This window comes from Marinomonas rhizomae, assembly GCF_003315485.1.
In the GTDB taxonomy this organism is placed as follows: domain Bacteria; phylum Pseudomonadota; class Gammaproteobacteria; order Pseudomonadales; family Marinomonadaceae; genus Marinomonas; species Marinomonas rhizomae.
Genome location: NZ_QNSE01000007.1, coordinates 48,334 through 65,814, shown reverse-complemented (window position 1 = coordinate 65,814; position 17,481 = coordinate 48,334). Strand labels below are relative to the sequence as shown.

Sequence of the window (17,481 nt, the reverse complement as noted above, 5' to 3'; positions counted from 1 at the left end):
AACTGCTACCTGATTCCTGATTAATAAGGCATGGCGATGGGATAGCCAGCTGGGTGCTCAGAGATATGCATCTTCACACCATAGATTCTTTGTAATTGATCTTGGTTGAAAATGTTCTCCACCGTGTCTGAAGCAATCATTTCACCGCTGTGAAGAGCCACAATGTGATCACAAAAACGTGCCGCCATATTGATATCATGAATAACGATAATGACGCCTAAATTGAGTTTTTTACTGAGCTTTTTAATAAGATTTAGTATGTCAATTTGATGGGCTATATCTAAAGCTGCAAGGGGTTCATCGAGAAGCAAATATTGCGTCCGTTGGGCTAGTAACATTGCTAGCCATAGACGCTGACGCTCGCCTCCAGATAAAGTGTTGACCAGTCTATCTGCGTAACCTGTTGTATCGGTTAACGCCATTGCCTCATCAATATAGCCTTGGTCTTCTTTGTTTAACCGACCAAGTAAACCATGCCAAGGGTAGCGGCCAAAGCTAACTAGATCTCTTCCTGAAAGGCTATCTGTAGAAGGTGTTTGTTGAGGTAGGTAGGCCACTTGTTGAGCAAACTTTTTTTGCGACCATGAAGTAAGGGGCTGACTATTTAGTAAAATGCTGCCTGCTGTTGGTTTTTGCTGTTGGGCAAGCAATTTTAAAAGAGTAGATTTGCCAGAACCGTTGTGACCAACCAGAGCGTAGATTTCCCCAGGTTTAAAGGTCATGGAAAAGTTTGTTAATAATGGACGGTCACCGATACTAAATTGCAGTTCTTTTGACTCTATCATTCTTAAGGTTCTACCATTTTTTAATCGAATCTTGACAGCGCTTAATTGAAAATCGTGCCTTTGAATGTTTGCCAACAGGCAAAGGGGAGATTATTTTATTGTCATCGCTAATGGTAATGCAAATCATTTGTAAAGTTGTTGCTGTTTTCTCTGGTTTTTATTGAGGATTTTTTAGTATCCTTGGCTGAAACTCTAAATAGTGATTAATTCCATAGGCATTGATTGTTTATAGCGCCGAGATCAGCGAAAATAGTCGCAACGAAATCACGATTAACACAACGGGGTTGAGCACTGACTTTTAGGTCGAGTGTGGTAAAAGCCCGCGTATAACCTAAAAGTACACTTTAATGGCAGACCAGAATTTTATTAATGAAGTAACCGATAGACGTACATTTGCTATCATTTCTCACCCTGACGCCGGTAAAACAACTATCACCGAAAAGCTTTTGTTGCTTGGTCAACTTATCCAAACCGCCGGTTCTGTAAAAGGCCGAAAAGGTGATAAGCATGCAACATCTGACTGGATGGCAATGGAGAAGCAGCGTGGTATCTCGATTACCTCTTCTGTTATGCAGTTTCCATATAAAGACCGTACCGTTAATTTGCTTGACACACCTGGGCACGAAGATTTCTCGGAAGATACTTATCGAACACTTACAGCGGTAGACTCTGTGCTGATGGTTATCGACGGTGCGAAAGGGGTCGAGGATCGCACGATCAAGTTAATGGACGTCTGTCGTTTACGTGATACACCTATTTTGACTTTCATTAATAAAATGGACCGTGATATTCGTGATCCGATTGATTTGTTAGATGAAGTCGAGGATGTGTTAAAAATCGCAGCCGCTCCAATCACTTGGCCGATTGGCATGAGTGATTTTTTCAAAGGTGTTTATAATCTATATACCGATACTATTCATGTATTTGTTCGTGGTCGTGGCCATACTTTGATGGATGATATTCGCATTGAGGGCTTGGAGTCAGACGAAGCAAAAGAGTTGCTTGGTGATGACTGGGAGGCTTACATGGAAGAAATCGAGCTAGTGCGAGGAGCAAGCCATGAATTTGATCATGCTGCTTATTTGGCGGGCGAATTAACCCCGGTGTTTTTTGGTACGGCGCTTTCTAATTTCGGTGTGCGTGAAATGTTAGATGGCTTTGTTGAATGGGCTCCAGCGCCGATTGACCGCGAAACCAATAGCCGTAAAGTGGAAGCCAAGGAAGAGAAGTTCTCTGGCTTTATTTTTAAAATACAGGCCAATATGGACCCTAAGCATCGTGACCGTATCGCATTTATGCGAGTGTGTTCTGGTACTTATAGTCGTGGTATGAAAATGCGCCATTGTCGTATTGGTAAAGATATTAAAGTGACGGATGCCGTGTCGTTTACTGCAGGTGATCGTGAAGGTGTTGAAGAAGCTTTTTCTGGTGACATTATCGGTTTACACAACCATGGCACTATTCAGATAGGTGATACTTTTACTGAAGGTGAGGATTTGAAGTTTACTGGTATTCCTCATTTTGCGCCTGAGTTATTCCGTCGCGTACGTCTAAAAGATCCAATGAAGATGAAGGCTTTGCAAAAAGGGCTGCAGCAGCTTTCTGAAGAAGGCTCTACTCAGCTGTTTATGCCTCAACGTAACAACGAGCTGATTGTTGGCGCGGTAGGACAGTTACAATATGAAGTTGTTGCTTACCGTTTAAAAGATGAATACAAAGTAGAATGTATCTACGAAGCGGTAAACGTCAACACTGCGCGCTGGGTTGAGTGTGACGATGTGAAAAAATTTGAAGAATTTAAGAATAAATGTCGTGATAATTTAGCGATTGATGGTGGTGGTCATTTAACGTATTTGGCGCCAACTAGAGTGAATTTGATGATGGCGGAAGAGAAATGGCCTCAGGTTCGATTCCGCTCAACGCGTGAACATTGATCAATACTTGACTAAATTACTCGGATAAGACGATAATTCATTTATCGAAATGGTTTTAGTGGTATTGGAATGAGCATGGTTGAATCAATTGATCCTATTGAATTTACAGACGCAGCAGCTGCAAAGTTGCAATCGCTAATTGAAGAAGAAGAAAATGATCGACTCATGTTGCGTGTGTATGTGACGGGCGGCGGTTGTTCTGGTTTTCAGTATGGCTTTACATTTGATGAAGAGCATCAGGAAGACGATACTGAAGTAAAGCGTAATGGAGTGACCTTAGTTGTTGATCCATTAAGCTTTCAGTATCTCGTTGGATCGGAAGTGGACTATAAAGAAAATCTAGAAGGTTCGCGTTTTGTAGTGCAAAACCCTAACGCTACATCAACTTGTGGTTGTGGTGCGAGTTTTAGTATTTAGCTGTTCATGATTCTAAGTAACTCAGTTTGGTAAATTGAAAAAAAACCTTCAAGGTGTTCACCTTGAAGGTTTTTTTTTGGGATTAATATTGGTTTTTAAGCTTTGGTATAAAGGTTGCTTGCTTGCCGTGCTTTTTCATCTTCGCTAATGGGGGTTCCTTCTATTGGCTTGTAGTGACCGACAAACAGTAAGCCAACTTGTTTGTCCCCTAAAACAACCGGTGTTAATGTGTTGTTTTTGGATCGCCAGATGCGTAATCCGAAAACTTGTGGCGAAAGCATATTCTCCCCCATTATTTTGCTTTGATTAATATGTACATAAAGTGGGGATAGTTGGTCGGGTTCACCATCTTGATCAAGTAGTATGTGGTGGTGAGTCACTTGTTGTTCTAAGAAATCTGGCGAATAGGGGGTGCGTAAAACTGGTAGCCAGCTCTCAGTTGAAAGGGTGTGAAAAATGCTTGGTGCTGTTGGCGAGCCGTGATGATGTGACAGCAGCACGGTCATTTCAATAGGAATGCCATAAGACGGTTTTACCGGGATATGGAATATTAGCTGTTTGGCAGGAGGGTGTTGTAAAACCTCTGGAGTAACGTATTCATCTGATTTATTACTTTTTTGTTTTGTCAGTGGTGGGACTTGTAAAAAAAGCTTCCACTCTTTGGTTTCTAGATTGAGTTCTTCCGGAGAATGTAGGTGTACATTGCTATTTATAAGATGATTAAGGACGTGCTCTATGAGGTTGGCGAAAATACTTGTAGCGGCTGTGAGCGGTATTTTTGCTTGGCTGTCTAAATGTATTTCTTTTACCTGATGAGCGGCAGAGCTTAGGTCGACAGAGTCTTTATGGCTAATTACAGAGCGGTATTTTGCTCTAGCAATCAACTTTTTTTCGTTCGGCTGAGTGCTGGCTCTATTGAGCGCCTCTATAAATAACATGGTACGACTCCTCTGTTAGCTGTCAAAGGTATCGGCCGCAATGTTGAAGAGTTTAGAGATAGTCTGTTTTTTGAACAAAAAAGACTATCTCAAGGTTTTTTTAGCGAAGTAAGTTGGACAATTTTGGGTTTGGCTTTAATGCAGCTCGGTAAAAAAGAGCCACTTTACCAATAGTTTGTACCGTTTCAGATTTCATTATTTTGTTGATTTCTTCAATCAGGGCGGTACGAACTTCGCGATCAGCAATGCTAATACGTACTTTAATCAGCTCGTGATCTTCAAGTGCGCGGTCGATTTCAGTAAGAACGGTTTCCGTTAAACCGTTGCCCGCAATCATAACAACAGGATTAAGTGCGTGGCCGATTAGGCGATACTGCTTTTTTTGGGCGTTTGTAAGACTCATAGTAAAATTTTCTCATATTAGTTGACCCTCTTTATTGGAGGCTTTAGAGGTTAAGCGATATTATAGCGGAATATTGACTGATTTAGGTATGATGAAAACGTGGCAAGATCAAAAAGTAGTAATAATTGGATGAAGGAACATTTTGACGATCCGTATGTCAAAAAATCCCAACAAGATGGCTATCGCTCTAGAGCGAGTTATAAGCTGATAGAAATTAATGACAAGGATAAGTTGTTTAAGCCGACAATGCGTGTTGTTGATCTTGGTGCTGCTCCAGGTGGATGGTCTCAAGTGGCGGCAAAGCTAGTGGGTGATCATGGAACTATCGTTGCTTCGGATATTTTGGAAATGGCACCCTTGCCTGGTGTAAGTTTTGTTCAGGGTGATTTCACTGAGCAAGAAGTGTACGAGGCAATTTTAGCTGAAATTGGAGATGAAAAAGCAGATCTTGTAATTTCGGATATGGCCCCCAATATGAGTGGTAATAGTTCTTCTGATCAGCCACAAGCTATGTATCTTGTAGAACTTGCCTTGGATATGGCTGCTCAAGTGCTACGTCCAGGCGGAAATTTTCTGGTGAAGGTGTTTCAAGGTGAAGGTTTTGACGAATATCTTAAAACCATGCGGGCTCAATTTGGGTCCGTTGTGACACGTAAACCAGATGCCTCGCGAGCAAGAAGTCGCGAAGTTTACTTATTAGGAAGACAATATAAAGGTTAATGGGGTATGTTCTGGTATGATTGCCAGAGACATTTAAAATAACCGTTAAGAGGTGTGCTCTTGAACGATATGCTGAAAAATATACTGTTGTGGTTGGTTATAGCTGCTGTACTACTGACTGTGTTTAATAATTTTAATACGACACCTGACACAAATAGAATTTCGTATTCTGAGTTTGTGAAAGAGGTCCAAGATGGCCGTATAGCTAAAGTCGTTGTTGATGGTTATACCATTAGTGGCAGCCGCACGAGTGGTGATACTTTTGATACTGTGCGTCCTGCTGCAGCTGATCCAAAGATTATGGATGATTTGCTTAGTAATAATGTTGTTGTTGAAGGGCGTATGCCTGAGCAGCAAAGCATTTGGACTCAACTGTTAGTGGCTAGTTTTCCTATCCTTCTTATTCTTGCTATCTTCATGTTCTTCATGCGCCAAATGCAAGGCGGTGGCGGTGGTAAGGGCGGTCCAATGTCATTTGGTAAGTCCAAAGCGCGACTTTTGCCTGAAGATCAGATTAAAACAACCTTTGCTGATGTTGCTGGTTGTGATGAGGCAAAAGAAGACACCTCAGAGTTGGTAGACTTCCTTCGTGAACCAAGTAAATTTCAGCGTCTTGGCGGTAAGATTCCGCGCGGTATTTTGATGTGCGGGCCTCCAGGTACAGGTAAAACCTTGTTGGCTAAAGCGATTGCTGGTGAAGCGAAAGTGCCATTTTTTACTATTTCAGGCTCTGACTTTGTAGAAATGTTTGTTGGTGTTGGTGCGTCTCGTGTCCGTGACATGTTTGAGCAGGCCAAGAAGCACGCTCCTTGCATCATTTTTATCGATGAGATTGATGCAGTGGGTCGTAACCGTGGTTCCGGCATGGGTGGCGGTAATGATGAGCGTGAGCAGACGCTGAACCAGTTGTTGGTTGAGATGGATGGTTTTGAGGGTAATGAAGGTATTATCGTTATTGCTGCAACAAACCGTCCTGATGTATTGGATCCGGCCTTGCTTCGTCCTGGTCGTTTCGATCGACAGGTGCAAGTCGGCTTGCCTGATATTCGTGGTCGTGAACAGATTCTTAAAGTGCATTTGCGTAAAGTGCCTTGTGATGATGATGTTGAGCCAAAAAACATTGCTCGTGGTACGCCTGGCTTTTCTGGGGCTGACTTGGCGAATTTAGTGAACGAAGCGGCATTGTTTGCAGCACGCTCTAATCGTCGATTGGTAAATATGGAGCAGCTTGAGCTAGCAAAAGATAAAATTCTCATGGGTGCTGAGCGCAAAACCATGGTGATGAGCGATAAAGAAAAGCTTAATACGGCATACCATGAAGCAGGTCATACAATTATTGGTTATTTAATGCCAGAGCATGACCCTGTTTATAAAGTGTCTATTATTCCTCGTGGTCGTGCGCTGGGTGTTACCATGTATTTGCCTGAAGAAGATAAATACAGTGTTAGTAAGCGTGGTCTTGAAAGTCAGGTGTGTAGTTTGTACGGCGGTCGTATCGCTGAAGAAATGATTCATGGCTTTGATGGCGTTTCTACTGGTGCTTCTAATGATATTGAGCGTGCTACTAGTATTGCTCGTAACATGGTGACCAAATGGGGTTTGTCTGAAAAGCTAGGTCCATTTGCCTACGAAGAGGATGATAATTCTGGTGGTTATATATCTGGGCCGACAGGTAGTAAAGCGAACTACTTCTCTCCTGAGACTGGCAAGATTATTGATGCTGAAGTTCAGGATATTATTAGTCGCTGCTATTCCAAAGCTACACAGATTTTAGAAGAAAATCGTTCTAAGCTTGATGTGATGTCGGAAGCTTTAATGCAGTATGAAACAATTGATGCTAAGCAAATTGAAGAGATTATGGCGGGTAAAAAGCCTTCTGCACCTGAAGGTTGGTCTGATCCAGGTGCTAATGCTTCGAAAGGCGATGATGCTGGTAAGATGAGTGATGACGCGGTGGCTTCATCTGAGGCGAGCTCTCCCGAGGGTGGAAATGAGTCAGTTGATCTCGATTCTAATTCAGATCAGGTTTCTCCCAAACCTACAGGTGAATAGCTTCAAATTATTAACTATTGATATGGTTTCTTCATGTCGTTAATGCCTTTTGGGGACAAGTCGTTAGACTTGTCCCTTCCTCATGTAATGGGGATACTAAATGTTACGCCTGACTCCTTTTCTGATGGTGGCGCCTTTAACTCCTTGGATGCTGCTTTACGTCAGTCTGAGAAGATGGTTCAAGAGGGTGCCAGTATTGTTGATGTAGGCGGTGAGTCTACTCGTCCTGGTGCTGCGCCTGTTTCCATCCAACAAGAATTGGATCGTGTTTTACCTATTGTAGAGGCCATAAAACAGCGCTTCGACGTTATTGTGTCTGTTGATTCTAGTACCGCAGAGGTTATTCAAGGGGCGGCTCATTTAGGGATGGGGTTGATAAATGATGTGAGGGCACTTGAGCGTGAAGGTGCTTTACAGGCTGCCGCTAAAACCAGTTTGCCTATTTGTTTGATGCATATGAAAGGTATGCCACAAACAATGCAGGATCGACCTGATTATGTATCTGTAGTTGATGATGTTGCAAGCTACTTGATGTCTAGGGTTGCAGAGTGTGAGTCGATTGGTATTTCTCGGTCTCGTCTTATTTTGGATCCGGGGATTGGATTTGGTAAAACGCTGGCTCATAACTTGTTGTTGTTGAAGCATATTGAAGTGTTTAAAGAGATGGGGGCCGAGGTTCTTATCGGTCTTTCGAGAAAGACTATGATAGGTGAGGCTTTAGGTTTGCCAGTCGAAGAGCGCTTATATGGCACTATGGGGGCAAATGCTTCTGCTTATTTGAAAGGCGCTCGTATTTTTAGGGTTCATGATGTTAAGCCGCATGTTGAAATGCTGGCGTTAATGTCTCGTATTGAGAGAGAAATTTAATGCGTAAGTATTTTGGTACAGATGGAATTCGTGGGAAAGTCGGTACGACGCCAATTACACCTGAGTTTATGCTTAAGCTTGGTTGGGCTGCTGGCCAGGTTTTTAAGGAAAATGATAAAAAAATCCTGATCGGTAAGGATACTCGCATTTCGGGCTATATGTTTGAGTCTGCGCTTGAGTCTGGCATTGTTGCTGCGGGGGCGGATGTGCGTTTGGTTGGTCCTATGCCAACGCCTGCTATTGCTTACCTTACTCGAACTTTTCGCGCTAGTGCTGGTATTGTTATTAGTGCATCTCATAATCCCTATACGGATAATGGGATTAAGTTTTTTTCCGCTGAGGGTGGGAAAATTTCTGATGAGATAGAAGAGCGAATTGAGTACTTTCTTGAGCAGCCAATGGTGGTTGTTGAGTCTAGTCTAATTGGCCGAGCTAGGCGTATTGACGATGCTGCGGGGCGTTACATTGAATATTGTAAAGGCACGTTCCCTATTGGCTTGCAATTAAGTGGCTTAAAAATCGTCGTAGACTGTGCTGATGGCGCTACATATCATGTGGCGCCTCGTGTTTTCTCCGAATTGGGTGCTGAGGTTATTTCGATTGGTGCTAACCCTGACGGCTTGAATATTAATGAGTTTAGTGGTGCGACTAAGCCTGAATTGTTGTGTAAAAATGTTTTGGCCGAAGAAGCTGACCTCGGTATTGCTCTAGACGGTGATGGCGATCGTTTAATACTGGTTGATCGTCACGGTGTGGTGCGTGATGGTGATGATATTTTATATATTATCGCTAACCATCTGATGCGTACTGGTCGTTTTAGCGGCGGGGTTGTTGGCACTCTTATGAGTAACTTTGGTTTGGAATTGGCGTTCTCTGAAACGGGTATTGGCTTTAGTCGTGCTGCGGTTGGCGATAGATATGTTAATGAAAAACTGATGCAGCATGGTTGGGTGTTAGGTGGTGAGCCATCTGGGCATATTGTTTGTCGCTCAATTACTACAACCGGTGACGGTATTATTGCCGCGCTTCAGGTATTGCGAGCTATGGTTGAAGAGGGTAAAGCGCTTGATGAGCTTTTGGTGGGGTTGGTTAAGTTTCCACAAAAGTTGAAGAATATTCGTGTTGCTAAGCGTTTTGTTCCAAATGAAGAGCCTGCTTTGCAAAAAGCAATCGCGATTGCTAATGAACGTTTGAACGGTCTGGGTAGGGTCTTGCTTAGGGCGTCAGGTACAGAGCCTTTGATTCGAGTGATGGTCGAAGGTCGAGATGATGATACGGTAGATGAGCTTGTTGAATATTTAGTGGAAGAAGTTAACGCTGTAGTTTCTGCTAAAACCGATACGTAAAACGAATTTTATGTATCGGATAACAATAAATACTTGAAACCAAAGCGTCCATTCCATAGAATGGGCGCCTCGAATTTAGGGGTTAGAATATGATTCGTCAAAAAATAGTGGCTGGCAACTGGAAAATGAATGGCTCAAAGGAGTCTATTGTTTCACTGATTAATGGCTTGCTTGAGATGGACGGTTCTAGCTCTGAAGTAGTTGTCGCTCCATCTTTTCCCTATTTATCTCAAGTTGATGACTTGATTTCTGCTAGTGATATTGTTTTAGCTGCGCAGAATGTGAGTAATGAGCTGAAAGGTGCCTTCACTGGGGAAGTGTCTGCTTCTATGTTAGGTGACTTTGGGGTTAAGTATGTATTGTTGGGCCATTCAGAGAGACGCTCTCTCTATGGTGAAACAAATGAGCTGGTTGCTTCAAAAGTAGAAAAGGTATTGGGTTTTGGTTTGACTCCCATGTTATGTATCGGTGAAACATTAGCTGAACGTGAGTCAGGTAAAACACTGGATGTATGTGAGCAACAACTTCAGGCGGTTATTGATCTTGTTGGGGTTGCATCATTTGAAAAAATGGTTATTGCTTATGAGCCAGTGTGGGCAATAGGGACGGGTTTGTCCGCAAGTGCGGAGCAAGCGCAAGACGTTCATCAAGCTATTAGAGCCTTTTTGGCTAAATCATCGGAGTCTGTTTCTCAAAAAGTACAGATTCTGTATGGTGGAAGTGTTAAAGCATCAACCAGCTCGGCTTTGTTTCAAATGCCTGATGTAGATGGTGCTCTTGTTGGTGGTGCATCTCTTGATGCAAAAGAATTTATCGCGATTGTTAAAGCAGCAGGTTAATTAATGGAAGCACTAATTTTGGTTTTGCATGTACTGGCGGCGATTGTCATTATCGCGTTGGTTTTGTTGCAGCAAGGCAAGGGTGCGGACGCTGGCGCCTCTTTTGGTGGTGGTGCGTCCCAGACAGTATTTGGTAGTCAGGGTGGTGGAAGTTTCTTCGGAAAAATGACTGCTGTGTTTGCATTGGTTTTCTTTTTGACTAGTTTTGGATTGGCGTACTTTGCCAGCGAGCAGGCAAAAAGTGTTTCAGGTGCGCTTGATTTCGTTCCTTCAGCTCCTCAGGTTGATGAAACAGTAGCCTTGCCAGAGTTGGGTGATAAGAACAAAACATCATCTGATCTACCTGTTACTGAGTAATATTTGGTTGTATTGATTTTGAAGTGTTAAGTGTTAAGCGTTAAGTGAACTTGCGGATGTGGCGGAATTGGTAGACGCGCCACCTTGAGGGGGTGGTGAGCTATGCTCGTGGGGGTTCGAGTCCCCCCATCCGCACCAATCTTGAATTGATGTCGTGTTTTGTGTATGATGTCGAAATATTGATGCAGAGTAATCTGGTTTGTCGAGATTTGAGTTGCTTTTTAAAAGGCTCTTCTCATGGTTTTCCTAGTTTAGGTATCCGCACCAGTTTGTTCTTAGTGTTTAGTGTCAGGATTGACGACCTTCCTTTGGAAGGATTCTCTCTCAGTTTTATTTGAGCAGAGTGCTGAGAACCCCTATATGGGGTTTTTTGTTATCTGTACTGTGACTGTTAATAAATGGAAATGGGCCTAGAGCCCGTTTTTTGTTTCTGCGTTTTACAAATTTGGTTTTCGGAGAAAACGATTGTCAGCAAAATATACGATTTTAGAAGAACTTATTCGACCAGTCGTTGAAGGTTTAGGGTTTGAGTTTTGGGGGATGGAATACTTATCTTTAGGTAAGGATTCGGTGCTTCGCATTTATATTGAAACGGATGATGAAAAAGGGATTGATGTAGAAGATTGCGCCCGTGTTAGCCGTCAAGTTAGTTCTATTCTAGATGTTGAAGACCCAATTACAGGGGAGTACAACCTAGAAGTATCGTCACCAGGTTTAGATCGGCCTTTATTCAGTTTGGCTCAATATCAGGCTTATATCGGTTCTATTGTTTCTTTGCGTTTGCGCGTGCCTTTCGACGGACGTCGCAAATTTAAAGGACAACTAATGGGGATCGAAAGCGAAGATATTGTTATTCGCGTAGATCAAGAAGAATACTTATTGCCTATTGATTTGATCGATAAGGCAAATGTTGTTCCACAATTTTAAAAATTAACCTTGAAGAGAGGCTAAAAGGATGAGCAAAGAAATTCTTTTGGTAGTAGAAGCCGTTTCCAACGAGAAAGATGTTCCGAAACAAGTTATTTTCGAAGCTGTTGAAATTGCTTTAGCTAGTGCTGCCAAACGCCGTTTTGAAGAAGATGCATTAATTCGCGTCTCTATTGATCAGCGCACAGGTGATTATAAAACTTACCGTCAATGGCATATCGTTGCAGATGAAGATTACTCTGCTCCAGCATTTGAATTAACAATTGATGATTCTGAAGAACAAAATCTTGGTGTGCCTATTGGCGAAATTTACGAAGAAGAAGTGGAATCTGAAGTTTTTGGTCGTATTGCTGCTCAAACAGCAAAACAAGTTATCGTACAAAAAGTACGAGAAGCTGAACGAGCTAAGATGGTCGCTTTGTATTCTGAGAAAGTTGGCAAGTTAGTTCATGGTCAAGTCAAAAAAGTGACTCGTGATAGTTTGATTATTGATCTTGGTGAAAACGCGGAAGCATCATTGCCAAAAGATCAATTGATTGCGCGTGAAAGCTTCAGAATGAATGACCGTATTCGTGCGTTGTTGCTTGAAATTCGCGATGACAGCCGTGGTGCTCAATTGATTCTTTCCCGTAATGATCCGGCATTCATGATTGAACTATTCCGTCTTGAAGTGCCTGAGATTTCTGAAGAAGTCATTGAAATTCGTGGTGCTGCTCGTGATCCCGGTTTACGTGCAAAAATTGCTGTAAAAACAAACGATCGCCGTATTGATCCAATCGGTGCTTGTGTTGGTATGCGTGGAGCTCGAGTTCAAGCGGTTTCAAATGAAATGAATGGTGAGCGTGTTGATATCGTACTTTGGGACGACAACCCAGCTCAGTTAGTAATTAATGCAATGGCTCCAGCAGAAGTGGATTCTATTGTTATTGATGAAGATGCGCATTCAATGGATGTTGCTGTTAAGAGCGATAATTTAGCGCAAGCAATTGGCCGTAACGGTCAAAACGTCCGTTTGGCGTCTACTTTGACTGGTTGGTCTTTGAATGTAATGACCAGTGAAGATGCAGAAGCTAAACAGCAAGAAGAATCGCAAAAATTGATTGATATCTTTGTTACAGGATTAGATATCGATGATGATTTAGCGATCCAGATGGTTGATGAGGGATTCACTTCTTTAGAAGAAGTCGCTTATATCCCAATGGAAGAAATGTTAGACATCGATGGATTTGATGAAGATTTAGTAAACGAACTACGTTCACGTGCAAAAGAAGCCTTGCTGAATCAAGCGCTTCAGGCTGAAGAGCAATTAGATGGTGCCAAACCTGCTGCCGATTTATTGGCGATGGATGGGATGGATAATCACCTTGCTTTGGTTCTTGCTTCTATGGGGGTTATCACTATGGAAGATTTGGCTGAGCAATCGGTTGATGAATTGCTTGACGTTGAAGGTATGACTGAAGAGCGTGCAGGTCGTCTTATTTTGACAGCTCGCGCACCTTGGTTTACTGAATCTGAATAAAATCTGAGTACATAAGGGGGAACTTAATGACAGTTCAAACCGTAAAGATACTATCCGAGCTGGTAAATACACCAGTCGATAAGCTACTAGCTCAGATGAAAGACGCTGGCCTATCTCAAACGAGTGCAAGCCAAGAAGTCTCTGAAGTTGAAAAGCAAACGCTATTGAATTATTTGAAGCGTCAACATGGTGAAGAAGGCGATAAGAGCCAGCGTATTACTTTGCAGCGTAAGACAACGAGCACCTTGTCTCGCGGCGATGGCGGAAAAGCTGTCAATGTTGCTGTTAAGAAAAAACGCACCTATGTTAAGCGCGATGATGTAGATGAAGAAGCTCAGAAGCAGGAAGAGTTGGCAAAACGTCTTGCAGAAGAGCAAGAGCGTTTAGCAGAAGAGAAAGCTCGTCTTGAGTTAGAGCGTAAGCAAGAAGAAGAGAAGGCGGCCAAAGCGAAGGCTGAAGCCGAAGAAAAAGCGCGTCAAGAAGCAGCGGTGAAAACTGTCGTAGCGGATGCTGGCGCGGTCAATGATACGGAGCAGTATGTTTCCGATACAGGAGCGGCAGAACCCGTGGAATCACCGAAGCAGCCTAAAGCGTCGAAGAAAGTGTCTCAACCAGCAATGGATAGTAAGAAGTCAACTGTTGCTCCCAAGGGTAAAAAAGGCCCAGTTAGACACGATAACGGCAAAGATAAAGACAAACCTCGTGGTCGCACAAACCCAGATAATAAGCGCAATTCACGTGTAAATGTGAATGACGAAGATGAGTTTACTCGTCGCGGTAAATTGGGGCGTAAGAATAAGAAGCCATCTAAACAAGAACACGGTTTCCAAAAGCCTACCGCTAAAATGATTCACGAAGTAGCATTGCCTGAAAGTATTACGGTTGCTGATCTTGCTGAAAAAATGGCGGTGAAAGGCGCTGAAGTTATTAAGATCATGTTTAAAATGGGCGCTATGGCAACTATTAATCAAACTATTGATCGTGATACAGCGACTTTGGTTGTTGAAGAAATGGGTCATACGGTTAAGTTTATCGACGAGAATGCAGTCGAGAATGACATGATCGAAGCGATTGACTATGAAGGTGAATCGATTAAACGTGCACCTGTTGTTACTGTTATGGGTCACGTTGACCATGGTAAAACATCATTGCTTGATTATATTCGTACTACTCGCGTTGCTGCGGGTGAGTCTGGTGGTATTACTCAGCACATTGGTGCTTATCATGTTGAAACACCTCATGGCATGGTTAGTTTCTTGGATACGCCTGGACACGCTGCGTTTACGTCTATGCGTGCTCGTGGTGCTAAAGCAACGGATATCGTTATTCTAGTTTGTGCTGCTGACGATGGCGTGATGCCGCAAACAATTGAAGCTATTCAGCACGCACGTGCTGGTAATGTTCCAATGGTTGTTGCTATCACTAAGATTGATAAAGAAGGTGCAGATTTAGATCGTGTTAAAAACGAACTAGTTGCACAAGAAGTTGTACCAGAAGAATGGGGCGGTGACGTTCAGTTTGTTGGTGTTTCGGCCAAATCTGGTGAAGGTATTGAAGAGCTACTAGAAGCAATTCTTCTACAATCAGAGGTGCTTGAACTGACAGCTGTACCAAGTGCTCCGGGTAAAGGTGTTGTTGTTGAGGCTCGACTCGATCGTGGTCGCGGCTCTGTTGCAACCTTACTTGTTCAAAATGGTACCTTGAAAAAAGGCGACATTGTGTTGGCAGGTCTTCAAATGGGCCGTGTACGCGCTTTGTTGGATGAAAATGGTAAAGCAATTAACTCAGCTGGCCCTTCTATTCCTGTTGAGATCCTTGGTCTTGATGGAACGCCTGAAGCTGGTGAAGAGTTCATCGTTGTTGCTGATGAACGTAAAGCTCGTGAAGTTGCTAACTTCCGTCAAGGTAAGTACCGCGAAGTGCGCTTTGCTCGTCAACATTCTGCTAAATTGGAGAACTTGTTCTCTGAAATGGGTAAAGACGAAGTCCGCACATTAAATGTGGTTCTTAAAGCTGACGTTCGAGGTTCTCTTGAAGCTTTGATTAAATCTTTAACCGATCTGAATACCGATGAAGTAAAAGTAAATGTTGTCTCTAGTGGCGTTGGTGGTATCACCGAAACAGATGCGACTTTAGCTTTGGCTTCTGATGCCGTGATTTTTGGTTTCAATGTGCGTGCTGATAACTCTGCTAAACAGTTTATTGAGCGTGAAAGCATCGATCTTCGTTACTACAGCATTATCTATAACATTATTGATGATGTTAAGTCTGCTTTGTCTGGCATGTTGTCGCCAGATCTTCGTGAAGACATTAAGGGTACTGCGGAAGTACGTGATGTATTCCGTTCGCCTAAGTTTGGTTTGATTGCCGGCTGTATGGTTATCGAAGGTACGGTTTATCGTAACAAGCAAATTCGTGTATTGCGTGACGATGTTGTGATTTACGAAGGTGAGCTTGAGTCTCTTCGTCGTTTCAAAGATGCTGTTAACGATGTGAGCCGTGGTATGGAATGTGGTATCGGCGTGAAGAACTACAACGATGTCAAAGTAGGCGATAAAATCGAGGTTTTTGAAACCGTCGAAGTAGCGCGTACGCTTTAATAGGACAAGATCATGGCAGGCGAATTTAGTCGTACTAGTCGGATTGGTGACCAGCTCCAAAAGGAGCTGGCGTCCTTGATCCAGTTTGAAGTAAAAGACCCACGTTTAGGGTTAGTTACTGTTAACGAAGTACGTGTAGCAAAAGACTTAGGCTATGCGGATATTTATTACACCGTACTCGGTAAAGATGATCAGCCAGAGGTATTGGCAGAGAACCAAGCAGCACTTGATAGTGCAAAAGGGTTCTTGCGTCGTCGTTTAGCGCAAGAAGTAAAGCTTCGCGTTATGCCGCATTTGCGTTTCCACTACGACCAAAGTGTTGTTAATGGCTCACGTATGTCAGCTCTGATTGATGAAGCAATTCGTGATGATGAGACAAAAAACGGTAACGAAGACGAGTAATAAGTTCGTATGGTTAAAGCAAAATGGCGTTCGGTGGACGGTATCATTCTACTGAACAAGCCGATAGGTTTAAGTTCGAACCAAGCGTTGCAGCGTGTCCGCCGTCTTTATCAGGCGGCAAAAGCGGGGCACACTGGAGCGCTTGATCCTTTGGCAACAGGAATGTTGCCACTGTGCTTCGGAGAAGCGACGAAATTTTCTCAATATTTATTGGATGCAAATAAGCGTTATTTAACCTGCATCCAGCTGGGAAAAAGAACCACAACCGGTGATCGTGAAGGCGATGTCTTAACGGAAGAGTTAATTCCTACCTTGACAGATGAATCTCTCGAAGAAATTCTAGATGGATTTCGTGGTGAAATTGAACAAATCCCTCCCATGTATTCTGCTTTAAAACACGAAGGTAAGCCTCTATATGAATATGCTCGTCAGGGCATCGTTATAGAAAGGAAGCGTCGTCGTGTTACGATTTCAAATCTAACGCTTGTTTCAAGAACTGAAGACACGTTGACACTGGATATTCAGTGCTCTAAAGGTACTTATATTCGAACTATTGGTGAGGATATTGGTGAGGTGTTAGGTTGTGGGGCGCATCTTCATTCTTTGCATCGTATTTCGACGGCGGGTTATTCACCTGAAAATATGATGACGTTAGAGCAGTTTGAAACGCTGGCAGAGCAGGGCTATGAGGCATTAGACTCCCATTTAATCACGATGGATACTGCTGTGGAGCATTTCACTAGTGTCGATTTACCGACGCCGGATGCAAGGGATATGATGTTTGGTCGCACTGTCCCTACTACTGTTTCACTAGAGCATGAAACAGTAGTGAGAATGTACGATCAAGAGTCGCGGCGCTTTTTAGGGCTTGGGCAAATTAAAGGTGCGTTTATTCGTCCTTATCGATTAGTAAATACTAGTGAGTTCTCTTTATAAATTGCAGTGAGTTCTGTTAAAAAGAGTGTTAAACTTGCCAGCCTAGGATGACTGAAAATATGCTCGGCTATCCTTTATTTTTTATAGCATATTAATTTGGAGATTAAGATTATGGCATTGTCTGCAGAATCTAAAGCAGCGTTGGTTAAAGAGTTTCAAGTGGCGGAAGGTGATACTGGTTCTCCTGAAGTTCAAGTAGCATTGTTGACTAAGAACATCGAAGGTCTTCAAGGTCACTTTAAATCTCATATCCACGACCATCATTCTCGTCGCGGTCTAATCCGTATGGTAAACCAGCGTCGTAAGTTGCTGGATTACCTTAAGCGTAAAAATGCAGCTCGTTACACTAGTTTGATCAAAAAACTAGGTCTGCGTCGCTAAGACTGAGAAAGGGCCATAAGTAATTATGGCCCTTTTTTTATTGGTCTCCCAAGGGACA

General features: G+C 42.9%; 17 protein-coding genes and 1 tRNA gene. 15 read left to right on the top strand and 3 right to left on the bottom strand.

The window, feature by feature from the left end; translation table 11 throughout:
• Positions 1-20: 20 nt before the first annotated feature.
• On the bottom strand, positions 21-785 hold the full coding sequence (locus tag DFP80_RS09970; RefSeq protein WP_113916660.1) for an ABC transporter ATP-binding protein: 765 nt from the start codon (positions 783-785) through the stop codon (positions 21-23).
• 347 nt (positions 786-1,132) lie between these two features.
• Here DFP80_RS09970 and DFP80_RS09965 point away from each other — a divergent pair, with 347 nt between their 5' ends.
• Both DFP80_RS09965 and erpA read left to right on the top strand, forming a co-directional pair.
• Positions 1,133-2,719, top strand: coding sequence for a peptide chain release factor 3 (locus DFP80_RS09965; RefSeq protein ID WP_113916659.1), 1,587 nt, complete (start codon positions 1,133-1,135; stop codon positions 2,717-2,719).
• Between the two features lie 69 nt (positions 2,720-2,788).
• Entirely contained in the window at positions 2,789-3,136 is a 348-nt protein-coding gene (gene erpA / locus DFP80_RS09960) for an iron-sulfur cluster insertion protein ErpA (RefSeq protein ID WP_110575191.1), read from the top strand.
• 95 nt (positions 3,137-3,231) lie between these two features.
• Here erpA and DFP80_RS09955 read toward each other — a convergent pair whose 3' ends face one another.
• Positions 3,232-4,074, bottom strand: a complete 843-nt coding sequence (locus tag DFP80_RS09955; RefSeq protein ID WP_113916658.1) for a hypothetical protein — start codon at positions 4,072-4,074, stop codon at positions 3,232-3,234.
• 100 nt (positions 4,075-4,174) lie between these two features.
• Positions 4,175-4,477: a ribosome assembly RNA-binding protein YhbY gene (yhbY, locus tag DFP80_RS09950; protein WP_113916657.1), complete on the bottom strand. Its 303-nt coding sequence runs from the start codon at positions 4,475-4,477 to the stop codon at positions 4,175-4,177.
• A 99-nt stretch (positions 4,478-4,576) separates the two neighbouring features.
• Here yhbY and rlmE point away from each other — a divergent pair, with 99 nt between their 5' ends.
• The 13 genes from rlmE to rpsO all read left to right on the top strand — a co-directional run bounded on the left by rlmE (position 4,577) and on the right by rpsO (position 17,423).
• Positions 4,577-5,197, top strand: coding sequence for a 23S rRNA (uridine(2552)-2'-O)-methyltransferase RlmE (gene rlmE, locus DFP80_RS09945; protein ID WP_113916656.1), 621 nt, complete (start codon positions 4,577-4,579; stop codon positions 5,195-5,197).
• A gap of 69 nt (positions 5,198-5,266) precedes the next feature.
• Positions 5,267-7,249, top strand: coding sequence for an ATP-dependent zinc metalloprotease FtsH (gene ftsH / locus DFP80_RS09940; protein WP_241560267.1), 1,983 nt, complete (start codon positions 5,267-5,269; stop codon positions 7,247-7,249).
• A gap of 33 nt (positions 7,250-7,282) precedes the next feature.
• Entirely contained in the window at positions 7,283-8,116 is an 834-nt protein-coding gene (gene folP / locus DFP80_RS09935; RefSeq protein ID WP_113916654.1) for a dihydropteroate synthase, read from the top strand.
• Positions 8,116-9,462, top strand: a complete 1,347-nt coding sequence (glmM, locus tag DFP80_RS09930) for a phosphoglucosamine mutase (protein ID WP_113916653.1) — start codon at positions 8,116-8,118, stop codon at positions 9,460-9,462. The genes folP and glmM overlap by 1 nt, the downstream gene beginning before the upstream one ends.
• 89 nt (positions 9,463-9,551) lie before the next feature.
• Positions 9,552-10,301, top strand: a complete 750-nt coding sequence (tpiA, locus tag DFP80_RS09925) for a triose-phosphate isomerase (RefSeq protein WP_113916652.1) — start codon at positions 9,552-9,554, stop codon at positions 10,299-10,301.
• A 3-nt stretch (positions 10,302-10,304) separates the two neighbouring features.
• Positions 10,305-10,658, top strand: a complete 354-nt coding sequence (gene secG, locus DFP80_RS09920) for a preprotein translocase subunit SecG (RefSeq protein WP_113916651.1) — start codon at positions 10,305-10,307, stop codon at positions 10,656-10,658.
• Between the two features lie 52 nt (positions 10,659-10,710).
• Positions 10,711-10,796, top strand: a tRNA-Leu gene (locus DFP80_RS09915).
• A 327-nt stretch (positions 10,797-11,123) separates the two neighbouring features.
• Positions 11,124-11,585 carry a ribosome maturation factor RimP gene (gene rimP / locus DFP80_RS09910; protein WP_113916650.1) on the top strand — a complete coding sequence of 154 codons (462 nt, stop codon included), beginning with the start codon at positions 11,124-11,126 and terminating at the stop codon, positions 11,583-11,585.
• A gap of 28 nt (positions 11,586-11,613) precedes the next feature.
• Positions 11,614-13,104: a transcription termination factor NusA gene (gene nusA / locus DFP80_RS09905; RefSeq protein ID WP_113916649.1), complete on the top strand. Its 1,491-nt coding sequence runs from the start codon at positions 11,614-11,616 to the stop codon at positions 13,102-13,104.
• Positions 13,105-13,130: 26 nt separating this feature from the next.
• Entirely contained in the window at positions 13,131-15,704 is a 2,574-nt protein-coding gene (gene infB / locus DFP80_RS09900; protein ID WP_113916648.1) for a translation initiation factor IF-2, read from the top strand.
• A gap of 12 nt (positions 15,705-15,716) precedes the next feature.
• Complete coding sequence (gene rbfA, locus DFP80_RS09895) at positions 15,717-16,106, top strand: 30S ribosome-binding factor RbfA (RefSeq protein ID WP_012068746.1); 390 nt, start codon at positions 15,717-15,719, stop codon at positions 16,104-16,106.
• 9 nt (positions 16,107-16,115) lie between these two features.
• The gene (truB, locus tag DFP80_RS09890; RefSeq protein ID WP_113916647.1) at positions 16,116-17,042 is read left to right on the top strand and encodes a tRNA pseudouridine(55) synthase TruB; all 927 of its coding nucleotides are present in this window, start codon (positions 16,116-16,118) and stop codon (positions 17,040-17,042) included.
• Positions 17,043-17,153: 111 nt separating this feature from the next.
• A complete protein-coding gene (rpsO, locus tag DFP80_RS09885) occupies positions 17,154-17,423 on the top strand; it encodes a 30S ribosomal protein S15 (RefSeq protein ID WP_113916646.1) in 270 nt (89 codons plus the stop codon).
• Positions 17,424-17,481 lie beyond the last annotated feature (58 nt).